Origin of the sequence: Pseudomonas sp. 1 R 17 (assembly GCF_900067035.1) — a bacterium.
Taxonomy (GTDB): Bacteria; Pseudomonadota; Gammaproteobacteria; order Pseudomonadales; family Pseudomonadaceae; genus Aquipseudomonas; species Aquipseudomonas marginalis.
This window is the reverse complement of the sequence record NZ_FKLB01000058.1, coordinates 182,663-205,267: the sequence shown is the minus strand read 5'-3', so window position 1 is coordinate 205,267 and position 22,605 is coordinate 182,663. Positions and strand designations below refer to the sequence as shown.

General features: G+C 61.7%; 20 protein-coding genes. 9 read left to right on the top strand and 11 right to left on the bottom strand.

Going from position 1 to position 22,605, the window contains the following annotated elements; translation table 11 throughout:
- Positions 1–781: 781 nt before the first annotated feature.
- A complete protein-coding gene (locus BFP99_RS21915; protein WP_027608660.1) occupies positions 782–1,690 on the bottom strand; it encodes a LysR family transcriptional regulator in 909 nt (302 codons plus the stop codon).
- A 204-nt stretch (positions 1,691–1,894) separates the two neighbouring features.
- On the opposite strand from BFP99_RS21915, the gene BFP99_RS21910 reads away from it, so the two are divergent.
- Together BFP99_RS21910 and BFP99_RS21905 are read left to right on the top strand one after the other, a co-directional pair.
- Positions 1,895–2,293: a helix-turn-helix domain-containing protein gene (locus BFP99_RS21910; protein WP_065925179.1), complete on the top strand. Its 399-nt coding sequence runs from the start codon at positions 1,895–1,897 to the stop codon at positions 2,291–2,293.
- A gap of 58 nt (positions 2,294–2,351) precedes the next feature.
- Positions 2,352–5,114, top strand: a complete 2,763-nt coding sequence (locus BFP99_RS21905; RefSeq protein WP_065948180.1) for an ATP-binding protein — start codon at positions 2,352–2,354, stop codon at positions 5,112–5,114.
- Here BFP99_RS21905 and BFP99_RS21900 read toward each other — a convergent pair.
- Together BFP99_RS21900 and BFP99_RS21895 are read right to left on the bottom strand one after the other, a co-directional pair.
- The gene (locus BFP99_RS21900; RefSeq protein ID WP_065948179.1) at positions 5,061–6,584 is read right to left on the bottom strand and encodes a winged helix-turn-helix domain-containing protein; all 1,524 of its coding nucleotides are present in this window, start codon (positions 6,582–6,584) and stop codon (positions 5,061–5,063) included. The genes BFP99_RS21905 and BFP99_RS21900 overlap by 54 nt on opposite strands.
- Before the next feature lie 95 nt (positions 6,585–6,679).
- Positions 6,680–7,630: a GlxA family transcriptional regulator gene (locus BFP99_RS21895; protein ID WP_065948178.1), complete on the bottom strand. Its 951-nt coding sequence runs from the start codon at positions 7,628–7,630 to the stop codon at positions 6,680–6,682.
- 181 nt (positions 7,631–7,811) lie between these two features.
- On the opposite strand from BFP99_RS21895, the gene BFP99_RS21890 reads away from it, so the two are divergent.
- Both BFP99_RS21890 and BFP99_RS32350 read left to right on the top strand, forming a co-directional pair.
- On the top strand, positions 7,812–8,534 hold the full coding sequence (locus tag BFP99_RS21890; protein ID WP_027608665.1) for a pirin family protein: 723 nt from the start codon (positions 7,812–7,814) through the stop codon (positions 8,532–8,534).
- Positions 8,535–8,679: 145 nt separating this feature from the next.
- Entirely contained in the window at positions 8,680–9,144 is a 465-nt protein-coding gene (locus BFP99_RS32350) for a phage infection protein (protein ID WP_083221235.1), read from the top strand.
- Positions 9,145–9,206: 62 nt separating this feature from the next.
- Here BFP99_RS32350 and BFP99_RS21880 read toward each other — a convergent pair whose 3' ends face one another.
- The gene (locus BFP99_RS21880) at positions 9,207–10,211 is read right to left on the bottom strand and encodes a quinone oxidoreductase family protein (protein ID WP_065948177.1); all 1,005 of its coding nucleotides are present in this window, start codon (positions 10,209–10,211) and stop codon (positions 9,207–9,209) included.
- A gap of 101 nt (positions 10,212–10,312) precedes the next feature.
- Here BFP99_RS21880 and BFP99_RS21875 point away from each other — a divergent pair, with 101 nt between their 5' ends.
- From BFP99_RS21875 to BFP99_RS21855, 5 genes are all read left to right on the top strand, one after another.
- Positions 10,313–11,176 carry a LysR family transcriptional regulator gene (locus tag BFP99_RS21875; RefSeq protein ID WP_065925174.1) on the top strand — a complete coding sequence of 288 codons (864 nt, stop codon included), beginning with the start codon at positions 10,313–10,315 and terminating at the stop codon, positions 11,174–11,176.
- Between the two features lie 320 nt (positions 11,177–11,496).
- Positions 11,497–12,225, top strand: a complete 729-nt coding sequence (locus BFP99_RS21870) for a winged helix-turn-helix domain-containing protein (protein ID WP_065948176.1) — start codon at positions 11,497–11,499, stop codon at positions 12,223–12,225.
- Positions 12,218–12,922, top strand: a complete 705-nt coding sequence (locus BFP99_RS21865) for a hypothetical protein (protein ID WP_065948175.1) — start codon at positions 12,218–12,220, stop codon at positions 12,920–12,922. The genes BFP99_RS21870 and BFP99_RS21865 overlap by 8 nt, the downstream gene beginning before the upstream one ends.
- Positions 12,923–12,953: 31 nt before the next feature.
- Positions 12,954–13,601, top strand: coding sequence for a winged helix-turn-helix domain-containing protein (locus BFP99_RS21860; RefSeq protein ID WP_065925171.1), 648 nt, complete (start codon positions 12,954–12,956; stop codon positions 13,599–13,601).
- A gap of 242 nt (positions 13,602–13,843) precedes the next feature.
- Positions 13,844–15,235 (top strand): undecaprenyl-phosphate glucose phosphotransferase, encoded by a 1,392-nt coding sequence (locus BFP99_RS21855; protein WP_065925170.1) that lies wholly within the window; start codon positions 13,844–13,846, stop codon positions 15,233–15,235.
- Between the two features lie 353 nt (positions 15,236–15,588).
- On the opposite strand, the gene BFP99_RS21850 is transcribed toward BFP99_RS21855, so the two are convergent.
- The 7 genes from BFP99_RS21850 to BFP99_RS21820 form a co-directional block, all read right to left on the bottom strand.
- Positions 15,589–17,664: a YjbH domain-containing protein gene (locus BFP99_RS21850; protein ID WP_065948174.1), complete on the bottom strand. Its 2,076-nt coding sequence runs from the start codon at positions 17,662–17,664 to the stop codon at positions 15,589–15,591.
- Positions 17,661–18,428 carry a capsule biosynthesis GfcC family protein gene (locus BFP99_RS21845; protein ID WP_065948173.1) on the bottom strand — a complete coding sequence of 256 codons (768 nt, stop codon included), beginning with the start codon at positions 18,426–18,428 and terminating at the stop codon, positions 17,661–17,663. The genes BFP99_RS21850 and BFP99_RS21845 overlap by 4 nt, the downstream gene beginning before the upstream one ends.
- Entirely contained in the window at positions 18,425–19,078 is a 654-nt protein-coding gene (locus tag BFP99_RS21840) for a YjbF family lipoprotein (protein WP_370737671.1), read from the bottom strand. The genes BFP99_RS21845 and BFP99_RS21840 overlap by 4 nt, the downstream gene beginning before the upstream one ends.
- A gap of 12 nt (positions 19,079–19,090) precedes the next feature.
- Positions 19,091–20,203 carry a polysaccharide biosynthesis/export family protein gene (locus BFP99_RS21835; RefSeq protein WP_065925167.1) on the bottom strand — a complete coding sequence of 371 codons (1,113 nt, stop codon included), beginning with the start codon at positions 20,201–20,203 and terminating at the stop codon, positions 19,091–19,093.
- An 87-nt stretch (positions 20,204–20,290) separates the two neighbouring features.
- On the bottom strand, positions 20,291–20,530 hold the full coding sequence (locus tag BFP99_RS21830) for a hypothetical protein (protein ID WP_027608676.1): 240 nt from the start codon (positions 20,528–20,530) through the stop codon (positions 20,291–20,293).
- Between the two features lie 178 nt (positions 20,531–20,708).
- On the bottom strand, positions 20,709–22,118 hold the full coding sequence (locus tag BFP99_RS21825) for a mannose-1-phosphate guanylyltransferase/mannose-6-phosphate isomerase (protein ID WP_065925166.1): 1,410 nt from the start codon (positions 22,116–22,118) through the stop codon (positions 20,709–20,711).
- Between the two features lie 23 nt (positions 22,119–22,141).
- Positions 22,142–22,600 (bottom strand): GDP-mannose mannosyl hydrolase, encoded by a 459-nt coding sequence (locus tag BFP99_RS21820; protein WP_065925180.1) that lies wholly within the window; start codon positions 22,598–22,600, stop codon positions 22,142–22,144.
- Positions 22,601–22,605: the final 5 nt, after the last annotated feature.

Genomic DNA, 22,605 nt, shown 5'->3' with positions numbered 1-22,605 from the left:
CAAGATCAAAAGCCAGAGCAAAAGCAGAGCAAAAGCAGGCTGAGGTCTACCTGCTGGATGGAGATCCAAATGTGGGAGGGGGCTTGCCCCCGATGAGGGAGTGTCAGTTGATGGATTTGGTACTGACCCACTGCAATCGGGGGCAAGTCGAATCGTCGCACCGCCCCTCCCACATTTTTAACCCAGTACACCAGACCCAACTCCGGTCGGCTCTAAGGCCGCCGCGCTTTGGCTTTTGATCTCAAATCGCCCCGTCAAACACGCTGGCCGAACGCAGGCTTTGGAGCGTGGGTAACCCGGCAGGACGCCGGGTTAGCCGCGCTGGGCCAGGGATGGCCCGTCGTGGCGGCCCACGCTCCAAAGCCGGAGTGAGGGCACACCGAGCCTAGGCGAGGTGCCGAGTGGTGGGGCGAGGACCTTTTTACTTTTGGGTCCCTCCAAAAGTGAGCCGCCGTAAGGGCGGAACCCTAAGCCGCCGTTACCGCAGCAACGGATATGTACTCGCTAAAACTCCAAAAAAACGGTCGGCCCGAAGGCCGCCACGGGAGCAAGCTCTTATAGAACAAAATTTATCTCATTAATTTTAAAAATAAATTATTTGCCGATTTATCGGCATGTTCTCTGCGCGAAAGCGCAGCCTGTTTACAGGCTGGGCGGCCTCCCTCGCCACAGACCGCTGAAAGAAGTTGTGTAGATACTTATGCTCATCGGGGGCAAGCCCCTTCCACATTTCTACCGAGTACACCCGGAACAACTCCGGTCGGTCCAGAGGCCACCAAGCTCACCCCCCTCCCGCCATATGCTGCGCAATCCTGCCCCTCAACCACCGCTCCGCCGGGTCATTGTCATGCACCCCACTCCACACCATCGACAACTCCGCCGCATCGATCGCAAACGGCGGATCCTCTGCCCGCAGCGCCGTGCCCTCGGTCAACGCACACGCCGCATAGTCCGGCACCGTGGCAATAATCTGCGTACCGGCCAGCAGCGCCCGCAAGCCACTGAACTGCGGTACCGCCAGCACCACCCGCCGGGCACGGCCGATACGGGCCAGGTCCAGGTCGATATTGCCGCTCAAGTCCCCCGAGAACGACACCATCGCATGGGGCCGTGCGCAATAATCGTCGAGGGTCAGCGGTTCGACGCCGTCATCCCCGCGCAGCACCTTGCAGGGAATGTCCCGCAGTTTCCTGCGCTTGGCATTCGCCGGCAGTTCAGTGGTGTAGCTCACGCCCACCGAGATCTCGCCACTGGCCAGTAATGCGGACATCAGCAGGTAATTGGCGCGGCGTACCACCACGATAATGCCCGGCGCTTCTTCGCGCAGTTGGCTGAGCAACGGCGGGAACAGGCCGAACTCGGCGTCGTCGGACAGGCCGATGCGGAACACCGCACAGCTGGTGGAAGGGTCGAAATCCTTGGCGCGGCTGACTGCGCCTGAAATGGTGTCCATGGCCGGTTGCAGCTCCTTGAGTATCGCCACGGCGCGTGGCGTGGGCTCCATGCCCCGGCCGTTGCGCAGCAGCAACGGGTCGTCGAACAAATCTCGCAGCCGGCCCAATGCCGCACTCACCGCCGGTTGGCCCATGAAGAGCTTTTCGGCGACCCGAGTCAGGTTCTTCTCGAACATCAGCGCTTCGAAAATCACCAACAGGTTCATGTCGACGCGGCGCAGGTCGTTGCGGTTCATGGCGGTATCCAAACGGTTAGCAGGCTGCCAGCTAAGCAGGAAAAACACTGCCTGGATTGCATGCCTGTGCTGTCTTTTTCGTGACCGAACCTGGCGAAATTAACAACGATTAACTCGCCAGCCAGACGGTGGGGCGCCAAAAATGAGCCGGTCTACACTGCATCCATTCACCGGGAACGCTCCCATCGACTGCGGATATTCGTCATGGCCCGACCTGCGTACTGTACTCCTCGCTTATCCGCCACCGGCGGCCTGTGCCCCCGGCGCGAGCGGATCGCCAAGCAATTGATCCTCGCCAACCTCGGGGAAAGCCTGGCGATTGCCGACCTGGCCCAGGCCTGCGCCCTGTCGCGCAGCCATTTTTCCCGCGCATTCAAGTGCACCACCGGGCTGTCGCCCCAGGAATGGATACGCCAGCAACGCATCCAGCGGGCCAAGGAACTGATCACCGGCTCCTCCTTGAGCCTCACGCAAATCAGCCTGGAGTGCGGGTTTTGCGACCAGGCGCATTTCTGCCATATGTTCACGCGCAGCGAGGGCGTCAACCCGATGACCTGGCGAAATCACCAACTGCGTCACAAGCCTCAAGAGATCGCTGCCTAGTGGTCTGCATGCACCTGGAATATGCTGGCCGCTTACTTTTCCCAGAGCATGGCCACCCATGAGTGCCCCACGCGACCAGGCCGTGCATTTCGGCCCTTACCGTATCCACCCGCACCAGCGCCTGGTGCTGGAGGCCGGTCGCCCATTGCGCTTGGGACGGCGGGCCGTGGACATCCTGCTGATCCTGCTGGAGCAGGCCGGCACGGTGGTGAGCAAGCAGGAACTGATCGCCCGGGTCTGGCCCAAAAGCGTGGTGGAAGACGGCAACCTGCGGGTGCACATGGCGGCGCTGCGCAAGGCCCTGGGCGATGGCCAGGCCGGGCAGCGCTATATCGTTACGGTGGCCCAACGTGGCTACAGTTTTGTGGCGCCACTGAGCATCGAGCCGATGAGCCTACCGACCGAAGGCGCCCCCCAACGCCCGAGCCACAACCTGCCGCTGCGACGCACGCGCATGCTTGGCCGCCAGGCCCTGATCGACAGCCTGGTACAGCAGCTGCCCGAGCAGCGCTTTATCACCCTGACCGGCGCTGGCGGCATCGGCAAGACCACCGTCGCCTTGCGCGTGGCGGAATTGTTGATCGGCCATTACCGCGACGGTATTCGCCTGCTGGACCTGGCGCCTCTCAGCGCGCCGTCGATGATCCTGCCCAATCTCGCCGCGCTCCTCGACCTCACCCACACCGAGCACGAACCGTTGCCCGTGTTTGCACGCCGCCTGCAGGAGCACCAGTTGCTGCTGGTGATCGACAACTGCGAACACCTGCTGGACGACATCGCGCTGATCAGCGAGGCCCTGCTGCGCCACGCGCCCCAATTGCACATCCTCGCCACCAGCCGCGAGGCCTTGCGCGCCGAGGGCGAGTCGGTGCAGCGCCTGGAACCCCTGGCCTGCCCGCCCGCCACCGGTAACCGCGCTCAGGCCCTGGGTTATCCAGCCCTGCAACTGCTGATCGAGCGGGCCATGTCCCATCAGGACAGCTTTGAACTGAGCGAAGCCGAACTGCCCCTGGCCATTGATATCTGCCAACGCCTGGACGGCATTCCCCTGGCAATCGAGTTGGTGGCCGCGCAGATCGAGCGCTTCGGCCTGCCCGGCCTGCTGGTGCAGATGGAAGACAACTTTCGCCTGCTCACCCGTGGCCGACGCAGCGCCCTGCCCCGCCATCAAACCTTGCGTGCCACCCTGGACTGGAGCTTCGAATTGCTCACCGGCTGCGAGCAGATCTGTCTGCGTCGCCTCGCGGTGTTCCGCGGTGGTTTCAGCCTGGCCAGTGCGGCGGCGGTAATCGCCGGGCAACAGGTTGCACCGGCCGAGGTGCTGGGTTCGATCACCCAGTTGGTGGCGAAATCCTTGCTCAATGTGGAGGCCGGGGATGACGAGGTGATCTATCGCCTGCTGGACATCACCCGCACCTATGCCCTGGAAAAACTCAGCGTTGCCAATGAACTCGACGCCACCCGTGAACACCACGCCAGGCGCTGCCTGGTGCTGATGAACCAGGCGCAGGACGATTGGGAACAGACCGCCACCCAAACCTGGATCGACCGCTATGCGCCGCTGCGCGAAGACATTCGTGCCGCCCTCGACTGGGGCCTGGGCGACCAGGGCGTGCACCTGCTGGGCATTCGTCTCACCGTCAGCGCCATGCCGTTGTGGCAGGAGCTGTCGCTGCTGCGCGAACACGGCCTGTATGTGGGCAAGGCACTGGCGCGGCTGGGGCAATCGAGCACGCCGAGCCCGCACTTGAACATGGCCCTGCAGTTGGCCTTCGGCAGTTTTTCCTACCACACCCAGGGCGGTACGCCGCAGACCATCGAAGCCTTTGCCCATGCACGGCGCCTGGCCGAAGCCGACAGCAACCTGGTCGGCCAACTGCGCGCGGTGTCGGGGCAAATGGCGGTCAGCCTGTGTGGCGGCAACTACCGCGAGGCCCTGGAGCAAAGCCTGCATTTCGACCGGTTGGGGCCACAGGCAGAACCGTTGCTGGCCCTCAGCGCCCAACGCCTGAGGGTGCTGGCGCAGCACTTCGCCGGCAATCAGATACTGGCGCAGCAGAATGCCGAACAGGTGATCCAGCGCATGGCCCAGAGCGGCCATCTCAATCGGTTTACCCACGGCTTTGGCGTGCAGTACGACCAGAGCGTGGCCTCGTTGACCATCCTCGCGCGCATCCTGTGGCTGCGCGGTTTTCCCGAACGTGCGTGGCGCACCGCCAGCCAGGCGCTGGAGCTGGCGTTGCAGATCAACCACGGCACGTCGATTTGCTACACCCTGGCCCTGGCCGGGGTGGTCATCGCCCATTGCAACGGCGACACCCTTGCAGCCCGCGACCGCTTGGACCTCCTCCTGCAACAGGCGCAAAAGCATTCAGTGCAGTTGTTCCACACCTGGGCGCAATGCTACGAAGGCACGGCGCAGATCGCCGATGTGCAGGGATTGGGGCTGGTCGCAGACATCCTGGTGACCTTCAACGCCCGTGCAGTGGATGAGGCCTTGTTCGAACGCGCCCGGAGCGGTGCGGCCGGCTGGTGCAGCCCGGAGATCCTGCGCGTGCGCGCCGAGGCCATGGCCGATCCCCACGGGGCCGAGGCGCTGCTGCTCGAAGCCCTGGGCCTGGCACACCAGCAAGGCGCGTTGGCCTGGGAACTGCGCTGTGCGGACTCCTTGGCGCGGCTGTGGCAACAGCAGGGTCGTGTGCAGGCTGCTCGCGACCTGCTGGGTTCGGTCTACGCGCGATTCAGCGAAGGCTTCGCCACCCAGGACCTAGTCCGCGTACGCCGCCTGCTCGACGAGTTGCAGGACAAACGGCCGGCCTGAAAACGCTCCCAGGTAATGCCCATAACCCTGCTGCAAACGCGCCACCTGCTGCGGGTTACGCAGGAGTGCCAGGCCATAGCTGCGCACGCTGTTGAGCAGACGATAGCGCGGATAACCCGGACCGGGTTCGAGGCTCAGCAGCGAGGTGCCGACCAGCCGCCCGAGCAGGTACGACAAATCGGCGTGTTCCAGCTCGGTGCCGGCCACCAGCTTACCCAGGGTGGGCAAGGTCACAGCCATCTTGAACAGGCTCAGTTGCAGGAACAGCCAGCGCTCCGGCAGGCTCAGGCGCTCGTAGGTCCAGTCCAGGGCGGCGGTCAGGGATTGGTGGCGCTCCACCGCTGTGCGGCGGCCCCGGGTCAGTACGTGCAATCCACTGTGCAACTGCGCCTGTAGACCGCGCACGCCCAGCGCGTCCACTTGGGCGGCCGCCAGTTCAAGGGCCAGGGGAATACCGTCGAGGCGCCGGCAGATGTCCCGCAACGGCGCCAGGTCCTGTCGGCGCAACACAAAGCCCTGTTGGCCGGCACACGCCCGGGCGACGAACAGTTGCACGGCGGGGAACGCCATGGCCTGTTCAACACTGCCCAGCGCCGACGGCGCCAGCACGCCCAGCGGGGGCACGCGCAGCACCCATTCGCCTGGGGCCTGCAACGCTTCGCGACTGCTGACCAGCACGCTGACCTGGGGCGCATTTTCGCGCAGCGCCCGCAAAAGATGTCGACAGGCACCGAGCAGCAGGTCGGCGCCGTCGAGTACCAGCAGCAATTGCCGGGAGACCAACTGGCGGCACAACTGCGTGACACTGCCGTCGGGTTCCAGATGCAGGATCGTGGCCAGGTGGCGCAGCATCATCAGCGGCGCCTCCACCGTGGCCAGGTCGACCCACCACACACCGTCGCGGTAGCGCGGCAACACGCGCTCGGCCAGGGCCAGGGCCAAGGTGCTCTTGCCCACGCCGGCGCACCCGGTCAGGGTCATCAGGCGCTGCCCGGACACCCGCCGCACCAGCACGCCCAGCAGTTCATCGCGACCGATCAGCGGGCTGAGCCGGGGGGCAAGGTTATGCCGGGGCAGCACCGCGGCAGCCGCGACCCGCACGGGGGCGGCGAAGCAGTAACCGCGCTGGGGGTCGTTGATAATCAAGCGTTGCCCGTCAAGGGCACGGCGCAGTGCGGCGATGTGCACCCGCAGGTTGTTCTCTTCCACCACGCTGCACGGCCAGACCCGCTCGATCAGGGTGGCCTTGCTGATAAATTGCCCTGGCGACTCCAGCAGCACCGCCAGAATATCCAAAGCCCGCCCGCCCAACGGCACCGGCCAACCCGCCTTGCTCACCAGCCGCTGCTGCCGATGAAAGGCATAGTCACCGAAGCGCACCGTGCTATCCGCGTCAATCGCCTGAGGCATATTCATGTCTGCAATCGCGCTGAAACGCCCGATCTTGGGCTTCCGCGCATCCTTTTCCATGGGCTCGACCTTATCTTGCCAGCTACCTGTAACAGGGCAATGCTGGCACAGGGAGCGATACGGACAATCGGGTGCGCGAGACGGACATCCTGTCGTTAACTGAACTGCTGGCGATATTGGGTCGGGTTGAGGCCGAGTTTTTCACTGAATAGAAAGCGCATGTGCCGCACGCTGCCGAAGCCTGCGTGGAACGCCACGGTCTTGAGCGGCAGGTCGGTGGTTTCCAGCAGTTGCCGGGCGCGGTCGATGCGCGCGCCCTGCAGGAAGGCCATGGGCGTCATCTGCACGTCCTTGGCGAACAACCGGGCAAAGTGGCGCGGGCTCATGCCGGCCAGCTCGGCCATGGACTCGATGGTAAAGGGCTGGTCCAGATGGGCGAGCACATGGTTCTGCACCCGGGTGATCGCGGTTTCCTGGGGTGCCACGGACGCGGTCATCGGGCTGAACTGGGCCTGGCCGCCCTGGCGCTTCATCACCACCAGCAGCACCTTGGCCACATCCACCGCTACTTGCTTGCCATGGTCCTGGGCGACGATCGACAGCGCCAGGTCGATACCGGCGGTGACCCCGCCCGAGGTAATCAACCGCCCGTCCTGCAGGTAGATGCGATCCGTCTCGACGATGGCCTTGGGGAAGGCCTTGATCAGGCGCTCGGTGTAGTGCCAGTGGGTGGTCACGCGGCGTTCGTCGAGCAGCCCGGCGTGGCCCAGCACAAAGGCGCCGGTGCAGATCGAGCCGAAGCGCCGCGCCCGTGGCGCCGCCGCCTTGAGCCAGGGCAGCAGCGCCGGATGGCATTCGTTATAGGCACCCGGGCCGCCGGGCACCAGCAGCAGGTCATAAGCCGCCCGGGCCTGGTCCAGCAGCAGGTCAGTCTGGACCAGCACCCCATTGGAGGCGCGCAACGGACCGGGCTCGGTACCCAGGGTGAGGATCTGGTAATGCTCCGCCGCCGGCAGGTAGCGGTTGGCAATGGAAAACACTTCGAGCGGCCCGGCCATGTCAAGCAGGAGGAAGTCCGGGAACAGCGCCATGGCCACGGTTTTCATACGGGAAGCATCCATCGAGGGGAAGAAAGCGAAAGGCATTATGGCATGGCTTTTACTGTCAATCTCAAGGAGACAGTTATTCAAATTTCAGCTTCTTAATGAATTTTCAGGTTGCCAGTAACCTTCTTCTCAACGCAAGCGCCCTGCATCTCGCAGCCCGCGCTCACTTGAGGACAAGACCATGCTGACCCTTCGCAAAGCTTCCGAACGCGGCGCCGCCAATCACGGTTGGTTGAAGTCGTTCCACACCTTCTCGTTCGCCAACTATTGGAACCCCGATGAACAGGGTTTTTCCGACCTGCTGGTGATCAACGACGACCGCGTCGCGGCCGGCAAAGGCTTCGGCCAACACCCGCACCGCGACATGGAGATTTTCTCCTATGTGCTTGAAGGCGCCCTGGAACACAAGGACACCCTGGGCACCGGCTCGGTGATTCGCCCCGGCGATGTGCAACTGATGAGCGCCGGCAGCGGCGTGGCCCACAGCGAGTTCAACCACAGCCAGACCCGTGGCGTGCACTTCCTGCAAATCTGGATCGTGCCCGCCGTGGCCGGTGCCGAGCCGCGCTATCAACAGGAGCACTTCAGCGCGGCGCAGAAACAAGGGCGCCTGCAACTGATCATCTCGCCGGACGGCAGCGACGGCTCCCTGACCGTGCGCCAGGACGCCAGGGTGTACGCCGGGCTGTTCAACGGCGACGAAGCCGCGACCCTCGACCTGCCGCCGGATCGCCACGTGTACATCCATGTGGCTCGGGGCAGCGTGGACATCAACGGCCAGCGCTTGCAGGAAGGCGACGGTGCCCGAGTGCGCGATGAGCGGCAAATCCGCCTGAGCCAGGGCCAGGATGCCGAGGTGCTGGTGTTCGACCTGCGCCCCCAGGAACGGCCACAGATGCCGTGACCGGCTCGGCGATGGCCCTTTGAAACGGGCCATCGCTGGCATCGATAGTCACCATCAGCCCAATGAAGTTCTCTTAAAAAATGCAACGCGTAACATCAAACCCATACCAGGCAACACCCAACTAAAACACTCGGAGCACACCCTCATGAAACGCCAAATCTTGCTTAGCCTCGCTTTCTCGGTACTCGCTGCAAACGCATTTGCCCACCCTGTTGTTGCTGAAGGCGGCGCGGATCGCCTGATCGAAAGCCGTGTTGCTGAAGGTGGCTCGGATCGCCTGCTGGAACGTCGTGTTGCCGAAGGTGGCTCGGATCGCTTGCTGGAACGTCGTGTTGCCGAAGGTGGTGCTGATCGCTTGCAGCAACGCGGTATTGTTGAAGGTGGCGCTGATCGCCTGCAAGGCAACCGCGTCGCCGAAGATGGCGCCGACCGCCTGCAAGGCAACCGCGTTGCCGAAGATGGTGCCGATCGCCTGCAAGGCAACCGCGCTGCCGAAGGTGGCGCTGATCGCTTGCAGGAACGTGGCCTGGCCGAAGGCGGTGCCGATCGTTTGCAGCAACGCGGTATTGTTGAAGGCGGTGCCGATCGCCTGCTGGACAACCACGCTTAATCCCGCACTGTTCGCGGGGCACCCCAAACCGGCCTGATCAGCCGGTTTTTTTTCGTCTTCGATTAATGCAGGTCGCGGTCCACCCACACCACAGCCTTGCCGATCTGTTGCCGCGCTTCGATGCGCTCATGTACCTGATGCAGCGTTTCCAGCGTGTAATGCCCTTCGATAGCCACCGTCAACGTACCTTCGAGCATCGCCGCAAATACCGCGTTGGCACGCCGTTGTACGGTCGCGCCGTCGGCCATATGGTCGGCCAGCCGGGGGCGCGTCAAAAACAGCGAGCCCGCCTCTCCCAGTTCCATCGGGTCGAGATCGGTCAACGAACCCGAGACATTGCCGTAGTTCACGATCAGGCCGCGCGTGCGGCAGGCGCGGAAGCTGTTACGCAGGGTGCTTTTGCCGAGCGAATCGAAGACCACATCCACCCCCTCCCCGCCTGTGGCCTCCAACACCCGCTCGGCAAATCGGCCGCCGTCATAGACCCAGGCCTGGTGGGCCCCGCGCTCGTGAGCAATGGCGCATCGTTCAGCGGTGCTGCCGGTGGCGAACACCGTGGCGCCTGAGCGCCGGGCCATCTGTACCAGCAACTGGCCGATGCTGCCGCACGCAGCGTGGACCAGGCAGGTGCTGCCGGCCTGCAACCTGGCGACATCCTCGATCAAGTAGTGGGCGGTACAGCCTTGAAACATCGCCGCAGCCGCCTGATCGAAGGCGATGGCACCGGGAATCTGCGCCACCCTGGCTGCGGGCACCAGGGCGTACTCGGCGAAGGCGCCCCAGGCAATGCACCACGCCACCCGGTCGCCGACGGCCAAATGGCTGATGCCTGCGCCGACTTCCACCACCACGCCGGCGCCCTCCATACCCAAGGTACAGGGCAGGCGCACCGGATAGGTCGACGACTGCGCATATTTGCCCTGGCGGGTATGGATATCCATGAAGTTGATCCCGGCGCACGCCACCTTGACCAGCACATGCCCGGCCAACACCTGGGGTTTGGGGACGTCATGGCGCAATTGGGCGACTTCAGGGCCGCCGTAGGTTTGCAAGGTAATGGCTTTCATCGGGGACAACTCCGTGTGCACTGGGAAGCGGCCATGGTAAAAGGACGCTCTCAGTAGGAAAATTCCCCAAAGCTTCCCAACCTCCGTGCGGAAATAACCCGATGTTCGATTGGCAGGACCTGTATTACTTCACGGTACTGGCACGTAGCCAGTCGTTGTCGGCGGCCGCCCGCGAGTTGCAGGTGGAGCACGCCACCGTCGGGCGCCGCGTCGATGCGCTGGAAAAAGCCCTCGGCGTCAAACTGGTGGACCGCCTGCCGCGCAGCCGCCCGCTGACCGCGCAAGGCCTGGCATTGGCGGAGTTGGCGGCGGGCATGGACGAAATGGCGACGCAGGTGATGCGCCTGTCGCGGGTCGCGTCGATCGAAATGGCCGGCACGGTGCGGGTCAGTTGCCCGCCGTCTATCGCCCACTATTGCATTGCGCCCCATATAGCGCGGCTGCGCGCCCAATACCCGCAGTTGAACCTGGTGCTGATGCCGTCAACCCAACTGGCCGCGCTGGACAAAGGTGAAGCGGATATTGCCCTGCGCACGGTGCGTCCCGATGAGGAAGCCCTGGTACGCAGGAAAGTCGGCGTGGTGCGCTTCGGGCTGTATGGCCCGCCGACGTTCCAGCAATTGCCGGCTGCGCAGTGGACGTTCATCGCCTACGACAGCAGCCGTGACCACCTGCCCCAGCAAGCCTGGATGCACCAACTGCGCGGCGGCCGTGAGATCGCGTTTGCCGCAAGCGACCTGGCCACCCAGCAAATGGCGGCCAGGGCCCAGGTCGGCGCGGTGGTGTTGCCGACCCTGGTGGGCGATCACGACCCGCTGCTGGTCAGGCTGCCCACTGCGGTCGAAGGCCCTTTACGTGATATCTGGCTCACGGTGTACCCCGACATGCGCCGCTCGCCGTCCGTGAAGGTGGTCATGGAGTTTCTGGTGGCGTGCATCGAGGCCGAAGTGCAGTTGCGCCGTTGAGCCCATCCGAGGGGCCGGCCGCCAACCTTCGGGGCGCTCTGCAGGCGTTTTTCCGGTCTGAGAAGGTCAACGCTTAAACCTGCACCCGTCAAAAAAATCGTTGGAACTAAAATACTTATCGAGCATTAAGAGTTTGCACTAGGATATGTGTAAGTCGGTACAACCTCCCATGAAATATCCCCCTATTACCCCCTGCGCTCGTAAAAACCAAGTGGTGAATGTTAAAATTTGTCACGTTTTAGCGGAATCAATTCGATTAGTATCTAAACGCTAGCAGCGATTGAACTGACGGCCTTGCATGCCGGAAAAGGGAGTAGGTGATGCATTTTTCCAACGTCCTCGCTATTGCACGGACTCAATCGAAATCAGAGGACTTTCGGGCGCTTTTAGTTCGCACTGTAGCGAATAATTTAAAAGTCGATACACGTTGCTACGGTCAACTAATTGACACCCAGGAAAGCCACGTACATTACCGTGCCATCATTATAGAAATTGATACACCCTCCGCCAGCAATCTGAGCCTGGACATAATAAAAAAAGCGCGAACTGAAAACCCCGACTGCACGATATTCGTCGTGATCACCTTTGCGTCGACCCTGAGCAAAACAAAATACTATCTGGCTGGCGCCGATTACTGCATCAAGGCGATCGAAACTTCACCCGAAAAAAAGTTGAATCTGTTTGATGCTTTTCTCAGTGAAAGCGCTCGACTCAATCAGTGCGACCTGATTCTCGACCAGGACCGCATGTGCCTGTATGGCGACGGGAAAAAGTTGGAAATATCCTTCGTCGAAATGAAAGTACTGGAAGCGCTTATTCAGAACCGACTGCTCAGTCATAATGAGATCGCCCGTGTCATGGGACTTAATACCAAGTACTACGACTCCCGCGCACTGGAAAAATCCATCAGCCGTTTGCGCAGTAAAATCAAGGCGCACTACGGTGAAAACATCATCCAAAATATTCGCGGTTATGGTTATAAACTCAGCCGGGGTCTTATTTGCGCCAGCCATTTCCACCCCACTAAGGAGGGGCCGAGCCGTGAATAGTGAAAAAACGCCCCCTGTACATACCCCGCACTTCAAGATCATCAGGCAAGCCATCGTTGATCGCGGTCATGCCTGGTGGGGCAGCGAAATCAGCGTAGCGGATGGCGTTGATCCCGAACAACTTGAAAGTGCCTGCACTGAGGCCTTGCGCCATATCCACCCACCGCGCAAAACGCCTAAGGCGGTCAGCCCGGCGACGAGTCATACGCTTCTGCGCATGGGTCAATCGGCCCTGATGAACGAGGACATCCTCAAGGCGATCATTCAGGCCGCGCAGGCATTGGAATACCACAAACACCCCTTCACCCTCAGTCTCGACAACCCACTGGACGCCCTGCCCGGTCCGGTAGAACGCCGGGCGATGGTGCGTCAGTTGTATAAGTTGAAAGACCATAGCGGTATCACGTTGGCCTACAACAACTACAGACTCGATACAAAGCCGGCAGACCTGCTGGTCGACCTAGAGCTCTACGACTATATAAAAATGCCCTTTCCGGATTCTGCCCTCAGGCTCAGCCTCAATACGCGTTCGGACCTGTTCGACCGGCTTTACGATCACATGCTGGAACTGATCAGTGCCTGCAGGGTCTGCTTCATCGCCGATCAGGTCGAGTTTGCCGACAGCGCCATGCTGGCTAAAAACTTGCCGTTCGAATACTTTCAGGGCGGCTATTACTCCCCCGCTGACTGCCTTTAACAACTGCATCTTCCTGATATGGGTGGACCCTATGAGTTCTTTCAAGAAACACGCCTTCGCTCCAACACTTGCGTCTATCGCACTGCAGGACTTCACGCCCAACGCAGAGTTCTTCTATTACGATGTAAACGCCCCGGCGACCACGGACCCCGCCGATACAAATCCGGCGTTTTCCCAACCACAGATCACCCCGCATTTTAATACCTACATTATTACCCACACCCTCAACTTGCCCTCACAATCGTTTAACCCCAAGCGGCAAGAATCCAGAATGCCAACCGCCAAGGCCCCTGACAGCGCACCGAATAACCATACGCGTACTCAAGAGATCAGCGCCGAACGAACGCCACTGTATCCACAGGATTTCTGGCTGCTCACCCAACATGATCGAGCACTGGTCAAGGGCGGCCTGCGCATTTCATTGACCACTATTGAATCGGCGCTGATTAAAAAGATGCTGCACCATGAAGAACGCGTGGTCAGCAAAGAAGAGTTGATCCGTAATATAGGTCGTGAACCCGATTTATACCGCGGATTGGAAATGTGCCTGAGTCGTTTGCAGGAAAAGTTCAAGCGGGTCAACGACGGTGAACGCTTGTTTCGTGCGGTAAGAAACCGTGGTTATTGCCTGACGCAAAAAATCAAAAAGCCGCTCGAGCTTAGTCAGCCACGCCGTTAACAAAAATAAAAACAACCCAGACTTTTTAATTCACCCTGCCTATTAAAAACTCTTCTACCTGCCCTTTTATAACATCCACTTCGCCAGACCCTCCTGACCTTGTTATAAGTCGTCAGCCACCGCCCCCTGCCGTTCATTACTATCAATGGGCACACGCCTGCGCGTGCCTGTCGTTTATAAAAGTTAACCGTTAACCCTTAACGCCTGCCACCACGTGCGCGGTCATCACCGGGAGCAGAACTATGCTTAATAACACTAGAATGCATCGCAACCTGACCCCCAGGGGTTTGACGTTCTGGGGACAATGGACACTCGCATCGAGCTTAGTTGTTGCACTGTTATTTACGCTGGTTATCTTGAAGACTGGCCAACTGGAGTATTACTACCGCGTCCTAGCCGCCTTTACGATATTGGCCTCTCTCCCGGCGTATACCTTGTGCGATGTCTACAGCAAGAAAGATGATTATGCCGTGGGCCTTGGACGCTTGTTCATGGGCTGGCTGTTAACCATGGGTATATTGTTTGCCGTGGGCGTAGCCTGTCATGCCAGCGCACTGTTCCCTGTGGAAACCTTATTACTCTGGGCGGCGGTCAGTTACCCGTTATTGGCACTGTGTTACATACCGCTGCACAGCCTGTCCCGGTATTACCACCGCCAACTTCACGAACGCCAAAAATCATTGATCGTGGGCACTGGCAAGCTTGCGGTGGACCTGGCCAGGACCCTCTCACGGCAAAAACGCTCGCCTCTGGTGGGTCTGGTCGGCAGCCGTGCCGAGGCGACCGAGGATGCGCAAGCGCAGATCCTCGGCGAGTTGCCGCAACTGCCCCAATTGATCCGGCAACACGGCATCCGCCGGCTCTACATCACCCATTCATTGCAGGACGCCACCCACATTGAGGCGTTGTACCTCAACCTGCTGGAGATCAGCGTGGATGTGATCTGGGTGCCCGACCTCAATAACATGCTGCTGCTCAACCATTGCGTGGCCGAAGTGGATGGGCTGCCGGCGATCTACCTCAACGAAAGCCCGCTGACCAGCCGCCCCACCGCTGCACTGAGCAAGTCGCTGCTGGACAAGAGCCTGGCTGCTCTGGCGATCATCGTGCTGAGCCCGCTGCTGTTGCTGGTCGCCCTGCTGATCAAGCTCACCTCCCCCGGCCCGGTGATCTTCAAGCAGGACCGCCACGGCTGGAATGGCGAGGTGATCAAGGTGTGGAAATTCCGCTCCATGCGTGTGCATGACGACCATGAGGTACGCCAGGCCAGTCGCAACGATTCACGCATTACGCCGGTGGGCCGGTTTATCCGGCGTACCTCCATCGATGAATTGCCGCAGCTGTTCAACGTGCTGCAAGGGCACATGGCCCTGGTCGGCCCACGCCCCCATGCGATTGCACACAACGACTACTACTCGGGGAAAATCCGCGCCTACATGGCCCGCCATCGGATCAAACCCGGCATCACCGGCCTGGCGCAGGTCAATGGCTGCCGGGGCGAGACCGAGACCCTGGAGAAGATGCAACAGCGCGTCGATATCGACCTGCGCTACATCAATACCTGGTCGCTGTGGCTGGACATCAAGATCCTGTTGAAGACGCCGTTTACGCTGCTGTCCAAGGACATCTACTGACCCCCTGCGTAGCAAGGCTGCGTCAGCGGTGTGCCTGGCAGGCCGTAAACGCAGCCTCGCCGGGGCTCGACAGCTGCTACGAGTGCCAATCCCCATCACCACCTCACCCCCGTAGCAGCTGCCGAGCGCAAGCGAGGCTGCGTCAGCGGTGTGCCTGGCAGACCGTAAACGCAGCCTCGCCGGGGCTCGACAGCTGCTACGAGTGCCAATCCCCATCACCACCTCACCCCCGTAGCGCAAGCGAGGCTGCGTCAGCGGTGTGCCAGGACGACCGTAAACGCTGCCTCGCCGGGGCTCGGCAGCTGCTACGGATTTGAGCGGTGTTGGATGAGACAATATCTGTGTGGGTGCATTTATTCGGTGATCTTGTCGATGTTCTTGTAGAACAGCTCACTGTCGCGCCCATCGGTCATCGAATGCAGTGAGTAGGCGCGGTTCAAGCGAGCGCCGCCATCGCGGGTCAGTGGCGCCCATACCAGGTTGGCGCGACGCATCGTCGACAGGCTCATCAACTCATCGAACGGAATGGACAGGTACAGGCCTTTGTCGAAGCTGCCTTCGCCGTACTGTTCACTGGATGCGGTGGTGCGGGTGATCCACGCGCCAATCCGCACGCCATTGTTGAATTCCCGCGACAGGTCCAGGGTCGCGCCCCAGTCCCTGGCCAGGTAGCGGCCGACACTCAAGGCGCCCTGAATGTTGAACGGCAGATCGGTGTAGCCGGTGATATGTCCGGTGAGGGTGCGGTAATCGCGCAAGCTGAAATCCTGCTCGAAACCACGCTGACGCACGTAGTTCAGGTCGGCCCCCAATGCCCAGCGTTGGCCCATCGGGCGGTACAGCACTTCGCTGCCGACACCGGCGTACATCGACTCCAGCAAACCACCGTAGACCATACCGTAGAGGTCCTGGTCCAACTGCTGCGCATGGTTGAGCTGGAAGGTCGGCAGGGTCACATCGGAGGTGGTCATGTACCGGCGCAGGTCGGTCCGCACCCGGGGCAAGCCACTGGGCGCATCGTAGGTAAACCCGTCGTAGTTGTTCAGCAGGTTGACGCTGAGCAGGCCGCTCCACCAGGTATTGCGGGTGAAACGATACTCGCCGTCGAGGTCGGCGGACACCTGGTAGAGCAAGCCATCCGGCCCGCCGACGTTCTGCTTGTAGCCCAGCCCCACCCCATAGGTGAAGGGTTTGGGCGGCTGGGTGTACAGCACTGTCTGGCTGCGGTTGCTGGCACGATTGACCTCGACCTGGCGATGCAGGTTCTGCAGGTCCTCGCGGTGGTTGACCACCTCGCGAAAGGTCTCGCGCGGCACGCTGGTTTCTTCGATCGGCAGCGCATAACGCTCGCTCACCAGGGTGAACCAATCGATCTGGTCATTCACGCTGCCATCCAGAATCCGACTGGCGCGGCCCACCGCCTTGGCGCTGTAGAAATAGCGCTGCTGTTCGCCGTACACCAACAACTCCGGCCCGCGCTGGGTAATGCGCTGCACGTTGTAGCCGGCATTATCGTGCAGGCGCCGGGAGACGGCGGCCCAATCCACCTGGTCCATCGGCGTGGTCGGGGCCTTGGCAGGCAACTTGGGGGCCGGCGGGTCGTAGGTTTTTACCGGGGCCTTGCGGCTGACGAAATTGGTGTGCAGGGTGATGCCGAACATGGCGGTGTTGCCACGTTCCCAGGCGGCACTCACATCGATGGAGTCGGCCAGCTTGTAGACCAGGCCCAGGTTGATGGGCGAGTCCTGGCGCTGGTTGTTGTCGCGGGGTTCGTTCTGATAGTCGTTGCCCTCGTATTCCAGCTTGAGGCTCAGCGGTGCCCAGGGTGTCTGATAGGCAATCCCGCCGAACAACGCCGGCCGGCCGCGAAAGTAGCCGTTGGAAAAACTGCCGGAGCCTTCGGCGGTGGGCCGCTGGTTGAAACGATCATCCAAGGCGCCCAACGGGTTGCCGAAATCACCGCGACTGCCCAGGTACCCCCAGGCGATGCCGGCACTGAAATCCACATCACCGTAGCGCTTGTTGGCCACCAGGTACTCGCTGGAAAACAACCCGGTGCCACCCAGGTCCATGAACCCCAGCGCCACCTCGGGCAGCCAGTGGCTTTCCTGATACAGGCGCACTTTGGCGTCGACGGCCTTGTCCTTATAGCTCTGGCCGCCGCTGAAGGACTCGGCGCCATAGGGGCGGTTGGTGATCGCGGTGTAGCGAAAGGTGCCCTCCAGCCAGTCCAGGGGTTGCGCCGAAAAACTGTAGCGGCTGTAGGGTTCGGTGCGGTTGGCATTCACGCTGAGTTCGCCGGCGGGCGCCATGCGGGCGGTGGGGGTTTGCAGCAGCCCGACGCCACCGAAATCGCTTTGGGTGTAACGGGGATCGCCATGGGCGACGCCACAGGGCACCAGCAGCACGGCTGCAATACATAATTTCAAGGCGTGACCTCGGCCAGGGGTTGGGTGGCAAGAAACTCGGCCAGTTGCTGATTGAGTTCGGGGGTGAGCGGGTCCAGGTCGTCGCTGCGGATCGGCACCAGCAACGTGCTGCCCGGCGCGGGAGGCGTGCCCTCCTCGCGATTCCATGCCGCGATACCCAGGCGGGTGACATGGCCGTCGGGCTGGATCAGCCACAGGTAATCGCGGTCCGCTTCCGCCAGGGCCGGACAGGCGTGGAGGTAATCGAGGGGCCGCTGCATCGGCTGGAATGCCAACGTGCAGGCCACGGCGACGGCACCCACGACACGCACGCTGTCCGGCCTCGGCGGATAAACCAGGCTGTCGCCCTCACTGACCAGCGGGTTCGGCGCAAAGCCGACTTCCACCGCCACCGGATCCAGCATCGCCTGTTGGCGGCCGGTCACCGGCAAGGCCTGCACCTGTTGATAGAGCCGAGCCGCCGCATGCGCGCGACCTTCGCGACCGGCCGCCAACGCCGCACGCTGCAGGGTTTGCAGGTCAAACAGCACACCGGCCTTGAGCCGTGCCTGCTGTGCCAGCAAGGGTTGGCGCAGCCAGGCCGCACCGAGCCAATAGCCCTGGGCATCCGGTTGCGACGCCGTGATCACATCCAGCAAGCGCGCCTCGGGCGCCAAGGGGATCGGCCCCGGATTGCGCACCTCGCCGCTGACGGTCATCGCCGCCTGGGACACACTGGCGCCACTGCACAACAGCACCAGCGCGGCCAATTTTCGCAGCATCATGGGGCATCCTTGCGAGTCGGTTGCAGTTGGGTAATGGTGAGCGTCAGGTCGGGCGTCAGGTGCTGCTCGCTCTGCACGATAAAACCGTCGCCGGGGTCGACCCAGTAACGGTTACGCGCGTGAAAGCCGGCGGCCTCGATGTCTTCATCCACCCGCAGCAAGGCATAGGATTTGTCGAGAATCTCGACGCTCTCCAGTCCCTGGCGCGTCATGCGGCTGTTGACCGTAATGCCCAGGCGATAGCCGTCCACCATGTCGATCTGGCGCGTGCTGCGATAGCCGTCCGGGACACGATGCAACCCTTGCTGGAACGGTGACCGACCCTGCCAGCGCGTGCCATCCAGGTCAGTGCCCAGGCCCACCGTGCGCACCACCAGACCATCGCGCAGCAGCAGCACCTGTTTGCCGGACGCCACCCAGAACTGCAGGTCGTCACGCTGGCGAATCAACGCCATCACCCCAGCGCCGGACACCGTGGTGACCTTGATCTGGGGGAACGGCACCGCATCCACCTGGGCCTGGCTCAACACCAACGGCGGCGGGCCGCCGACGGCAGCCTTGAAGGTATCCAGCGAGGCCTGCATCAGCGGATTGCAGCCAGCCAACAGCCACGCCAACCCTGCGTACGTACCGATTTTCAGATTGTTCACGCAGGTACCACCCTATCGGCTGCTGGCTTCGCTCAGGTTGTTCTGGGTGGATGCACCAATGCCGATGATCGACGCGGACGGCACCAGTTGGCTGATAAAGCGGTTCCAGCGCGTGATATTCGCCGGGCCGACAAACACCACGTCCTGGGGCTGCACATCAAAACGCGTGGCCAGGGCCATGGCCGAGGGGGAGCCGGCTTCCAGCTGGAACACCTTGGCCGGTTCCACATCGATGTTCTGCGCGCCGCGAATCACGTAGATGGCATCGGCGTTGGAGGTGTTCTGGTTGACCCCGCCCACTGAACCCAGCACGTCGGAGAGGTTCATGCTGCGGGTCTTGAAACTCAGCGCGCGGGGTTGCATCACCTCGCCCATCACGTAGATGCGCTTGCGATCGTTGTAGGCCAGGTACAGCTGGTCGCCGTCCTTGAGGTAGATGTCATTCAGGCGCGACTGCTCAAGGTTGAGCGTGTCGAGGTCCAGGGTGTAGCGCTTGCCGCCACGGGTGAGGGTGAGGTTCGACAGGTCGGCGTTGATCGGGTCGATCCCGGCGGCGCCGAGGGCCTCGCTGACGTTCATCGCAATCGTGGTGAGGGGCACCGGCCCGGCCTTGATCACCGCGCCGCTGATCACCACTTTCTGGCTGGCAAAACGCAACACGCTGACATCCACCTGGGGGCTGTCGATGTACTGGCGCAGCTTGTCGGTGATCTCGCTGCGCAGCGCTTCAATGCTGCGACCCTTGGCAACCACCTCGCCGACGTAGGGATAAAACAGGTTGCCCTCGGGGCTGACCAAGCGACCGTTGGCATCGATCTGCTGCTGCGGGCCGGACGGCGCGGTAAGTTCAGGGTGATCCCACACCGTGATATACAGCGCGTCATTGGCGCCGATCAAATACGGCCCGGGTTTATAACTCAAGAGTTCTGCTGGAATGGAATAAGGCACATGACTTGCCGCGTCCATGGCCAATAACTTTGGCGTAATCGGAATTAAATCCACGCGACTGTTTTCAGGCCCGCCCTCTTCGGTCAGGGCGGCCGTATCCATATATTGACCCGGGGAAAACATGCAGCCTTGCAATAATGCAGCGGCCACGGCTGCAATAGAAAAAATACGCATCATAGTGCTAGGACACTCGCGATAGACGACAAGAAAAAAAGACCACTTGGGCGGGGATTCCAAGCGGTCTTAAAAGCGGAAGGTGTACGACTAGTTGCTGGTACCCGTAGTGCCGGTGGTGCCGGTAGTACCCGTGGTGGTGCCGCCATTGGAGCTGCCGCCGCTGTTGGAAACAGCGGCAACACCGGCAACCAGGGCAGTGCCGACCAACAACGTTTGCCCCACCGTAACGGTTCCGGCCACTGTGGTATCAAGCCCCAACGGTAACTCGTCGGCCATCGCCGAAGTACTCAAGACACTGAGTACCAGAATAGCCAGTGATTTTCTCATTTCAGACTCCTTATCATCAGTGAGCAGGCAAACCGATAGTGCCATTCAACTAAACAGCACACCAGACAGATAATATTCAGCCGACCTAGTTGAAAATAACGTTTTCCCGGCAAGCCCCGGCCTTCAATGCATTGCGCCCGGCGAAGTTATTAAAAACGTTATTAATTGTCGGAAAACCTCAGGCCCTGCCGTACTTGTCTTCGAAGCGCACAATATCGTCCTCGCCCAGATAAGAGCCCGACTGCACTTCGATCAACTCCAGCGGAATCACCCCCGGGTTTTCCAGGGCGTGCACCTGGCCGATGGGGATATAGGTCGACTGGTTTTCCGACACCAGGTAAGTCTGTTCGCCATTGGTCACCCGCGCCGTACCGCTGACCACGATCCAGTGCTCGGCGCGATGGTGGTGCATCTGCACCGACAACTTGGCCCCCGGCTTCACCGTGATGCGCTTGACCTGATAGCGCTGGCCGTTGTCCACCGAGTCGTACATGCCCCATGGCCGATACACCTCGCGGTGGTTGAGATGCTCATGGCGCCCGGCCTGCTTGAGCAGGTCGACGATGGCCTTGACCTGCTGCACCTGGTCCTTGTGGGCCACCAATACCGCGTCCTTGGTCTCGACAATGATCAGGTCCTGCACCCCCACCGTGGCCACCAGCCGACTGTCGGCGTGGACGTAGGTGTCACGGGTGTCCAGGCTCAGCCCGTCGCCGCGTATCACATTGCCGCTGGCATCTTTTTCGCTGGCCTCCCACAACGCCGACCACGAGCCGATATCACTCCAGCCGGCCTGCAACGGCACCATCACCGCGTCATGGGTGTTTTCCATCACCGCGTAGTCGATGGAGTCGTCCGGGCACGCGGCAAAGGTCGCGGCATGCACGCGGGTGAAGGGTTGATCCTGGCTGCCGCCTTCCAGCGCCACGCGACAAGCCTCGAGGATAGCCGGCTGGAAGCGTTCCAGCTCCTCCAGGTAACGACTGGCGCGGAACATGAACATGCCGCTGTTCCAGTAATACCCACCGTCGGCCACATACGCCGCAGCGGTGACGGCGTCGGGCTTCTCGACAAAGCGCTTGACCCGATAACCGCCCTCGCCCGCCGCCGCGCCTTGTTCGATATAGCCGTAGCCGGTATGGGCGCAAGTGGGCGTGATACCGAAGGTCACCAGCTTGCCGTCGCGGGCCAGCGGCAGCGCCACTTCCAGGCTGGCATGAAACGCCGGGACGTCTTCGATCAAATGGTCCGCCGCCAGCACCAGCAGGATCGGGTCCTGGTGCTCGGCCAGCGCCTTGCACGCCGCCAGCGCGATGGCCGGCGCCGTGTTGCGCCCCACCGGTTCCAACAGGATGCTGGCCTGTTCCAGGCCCAACTGGCGCAATTGCTCGGCCACCAGGAAGCGATGCTGCTCATTGCAGATCAACTGCGGCAGCGCGACGTTGGCGCCTTCCAGCCGCGTGATGGTCTGCTGCAGCATCGACAGGTGCGCGTCGGTCAGGCGCAGGAACTGCTTGGGGTTCAGTTGCCGCGAAAGCGGCCACAGGCGCGACCCCGAACCGCCTGCCATGATCACCGGTAACAACATGAGAGCGTCCTCGGGAGAGAGAGTCAGAAATAGGCGCGAGTGTGTTCATGCACCCGCGGGCTGATGCGCAGTTCGTCCTCGGGCCACCAGCGGTAATGCTGGTGTTGCTCCGTGGGCGGCTGAAGGGTCTGGCCTTCCGCCAGGTCCAGGCAATAGCCGAGCACCACATAATGGGTGTTCGGCCCGGCCCCGGCGTTGGCGAACACGCTGTCGTCGTAGAAGTGCTCGTACACCCCCAGCAGCCGCGCCTGGGCGCGCTCGAACGGGTGTCCCAGTTCGTCGCGGGTGATGCGCCGGAAGGCGTTGTCGAGGTGTTCGTTTTTCTGGATACGCCCGCCGGGCACGAACCAGAAACCATAAGCCGGCCGATTGACGCGCAGGCCCAGCAGGACCTCGCCACGGGTGTTTCTCACCACCAGGTCGATCGCCACCAGCGGCGTCGATGCCACGACCGTATTGAAGGTCGGTAAATCAAGCCACATACCCA

Bases quoted from the DNA above. Each gene is read 5' to 3' on its own strand.
- BFP99_RS21915 (WP_027608660.1), bottom strand. From the start codon at position 1,690: ATGAACCGCAACGACCTGCGCCGCGTCGACATGAACCTGTTGGTGATT.
- BFP99_RS21910 (WP_065925179.1), top strand. From the start codon at position 1,895: ATGGCCCGACCTGCGTACTGTACTCCTCGCTTATCCGCCACCGGCGGC.
- BFP99_RS21905 (WP_065948180.1), top strand. From the start codon at position 2,352: ATGAGTGCCCCACGCGACCAGGCCGTGCATTTCGGCCCTTACCGTATC.
- BFP99_RS21900 (WP_065948179.1), bottom strand. From the start codon at position 6,584: ATGGAAAAGGATGCGCGGAAGCCCAAGATCGGGCGTTTCAGCGCGATT.
- BFP99_RS21895 (WP_065948178.1), bottom strand. From the start codon at position 7,630: ATGAAAACCGTGGCCATGGCGCTGTTCCCGGACTTCCTCCTGCTTGAC.
- BFP99_RS21890 (WP_027608665.1), top strand. From the start codon at position 7,812: ATGCTGACCCTTCGCAAAGCTTCCGAACGCGGCGCCGCCAATCACGGT.
- BFP99_RS32350 (WP_083221235.1), top strand. From the start codon at position 8,680: ATGAAACGCCAAATCTTGCTTAGCCTCGCTTTCTCGGTACTCGCTGCA.
- BFP99_RS21880 (WP_065948177.1), bottom strand. From the start codon at position 10,211: ATGAAAGCCATTACCTTGCAAACCTACGGCGGCCCTGAAGTCGCCCAA.
- BFP99_RS21875 (WP_065925174.1), top strand. From the start codon at position 10,313: ATGTTCGATTGGCAGGACCTGTATTACTTCACGGTACTGGCACGTAGC.
- BFP99_RS21870 (WP_065948176.1), top strand. From the start codon at position 11,497: ATGCATTTTTCCAACGTCCTCGCTATTGCACGGACTCAATCGAAATCA.
- BFP99_RS21860 (WP_065925171.1), top strand. From the start codon at position 12,954: ATGAGTTCTTTCAAGAAACACGCCTTCGCTCCAACACTTGCGTCTATC.
- BFP99_RS21855 (WP_065925170.1), top strand. From the start codon at position 13,844: ATGCTTAATAACACTAGAATGCATCGCAACCTGACCCCCAGGGGTTTG.
- BFP99_RS21845 (WP_065948173.1), bottom strand. From the start codon at position 18,428: ATGATGCTGCGAAAATTGGCCGCGCTGGTGCTGTTGTGCAGTGGCGCC.
- BFP99_RS21835 (WP_065925167.1), bottom strand. From the start codon at position 20,203: ATGATGCGTATTTTTTCTATTGCAGCCGTGGCCGCTGCATTATTGCAA.
- BFP99_RS21830 (WP_027608676.1), bottom strand. From the start codon at position 20,530: ATGAGAAAATCACTGGCTATTCTGGTACTCAGTGTCTTGAGTACTTCG.
- BFP99_RS21825 (WP_065925166.1), bottom strand. From the start codon at position 22,118: ATGTTGTTACCGGTGATCATGGCAGGCGGTTCGGGGTCGCGCCTGTGG.
- BFP99_RS21820 (WP_065925180.1), bottom strand. From the start codon at position 22,600: ATGTGGCTTGATTTACCGACCTTCAATACGGTCGTGGCATCGACGCCG.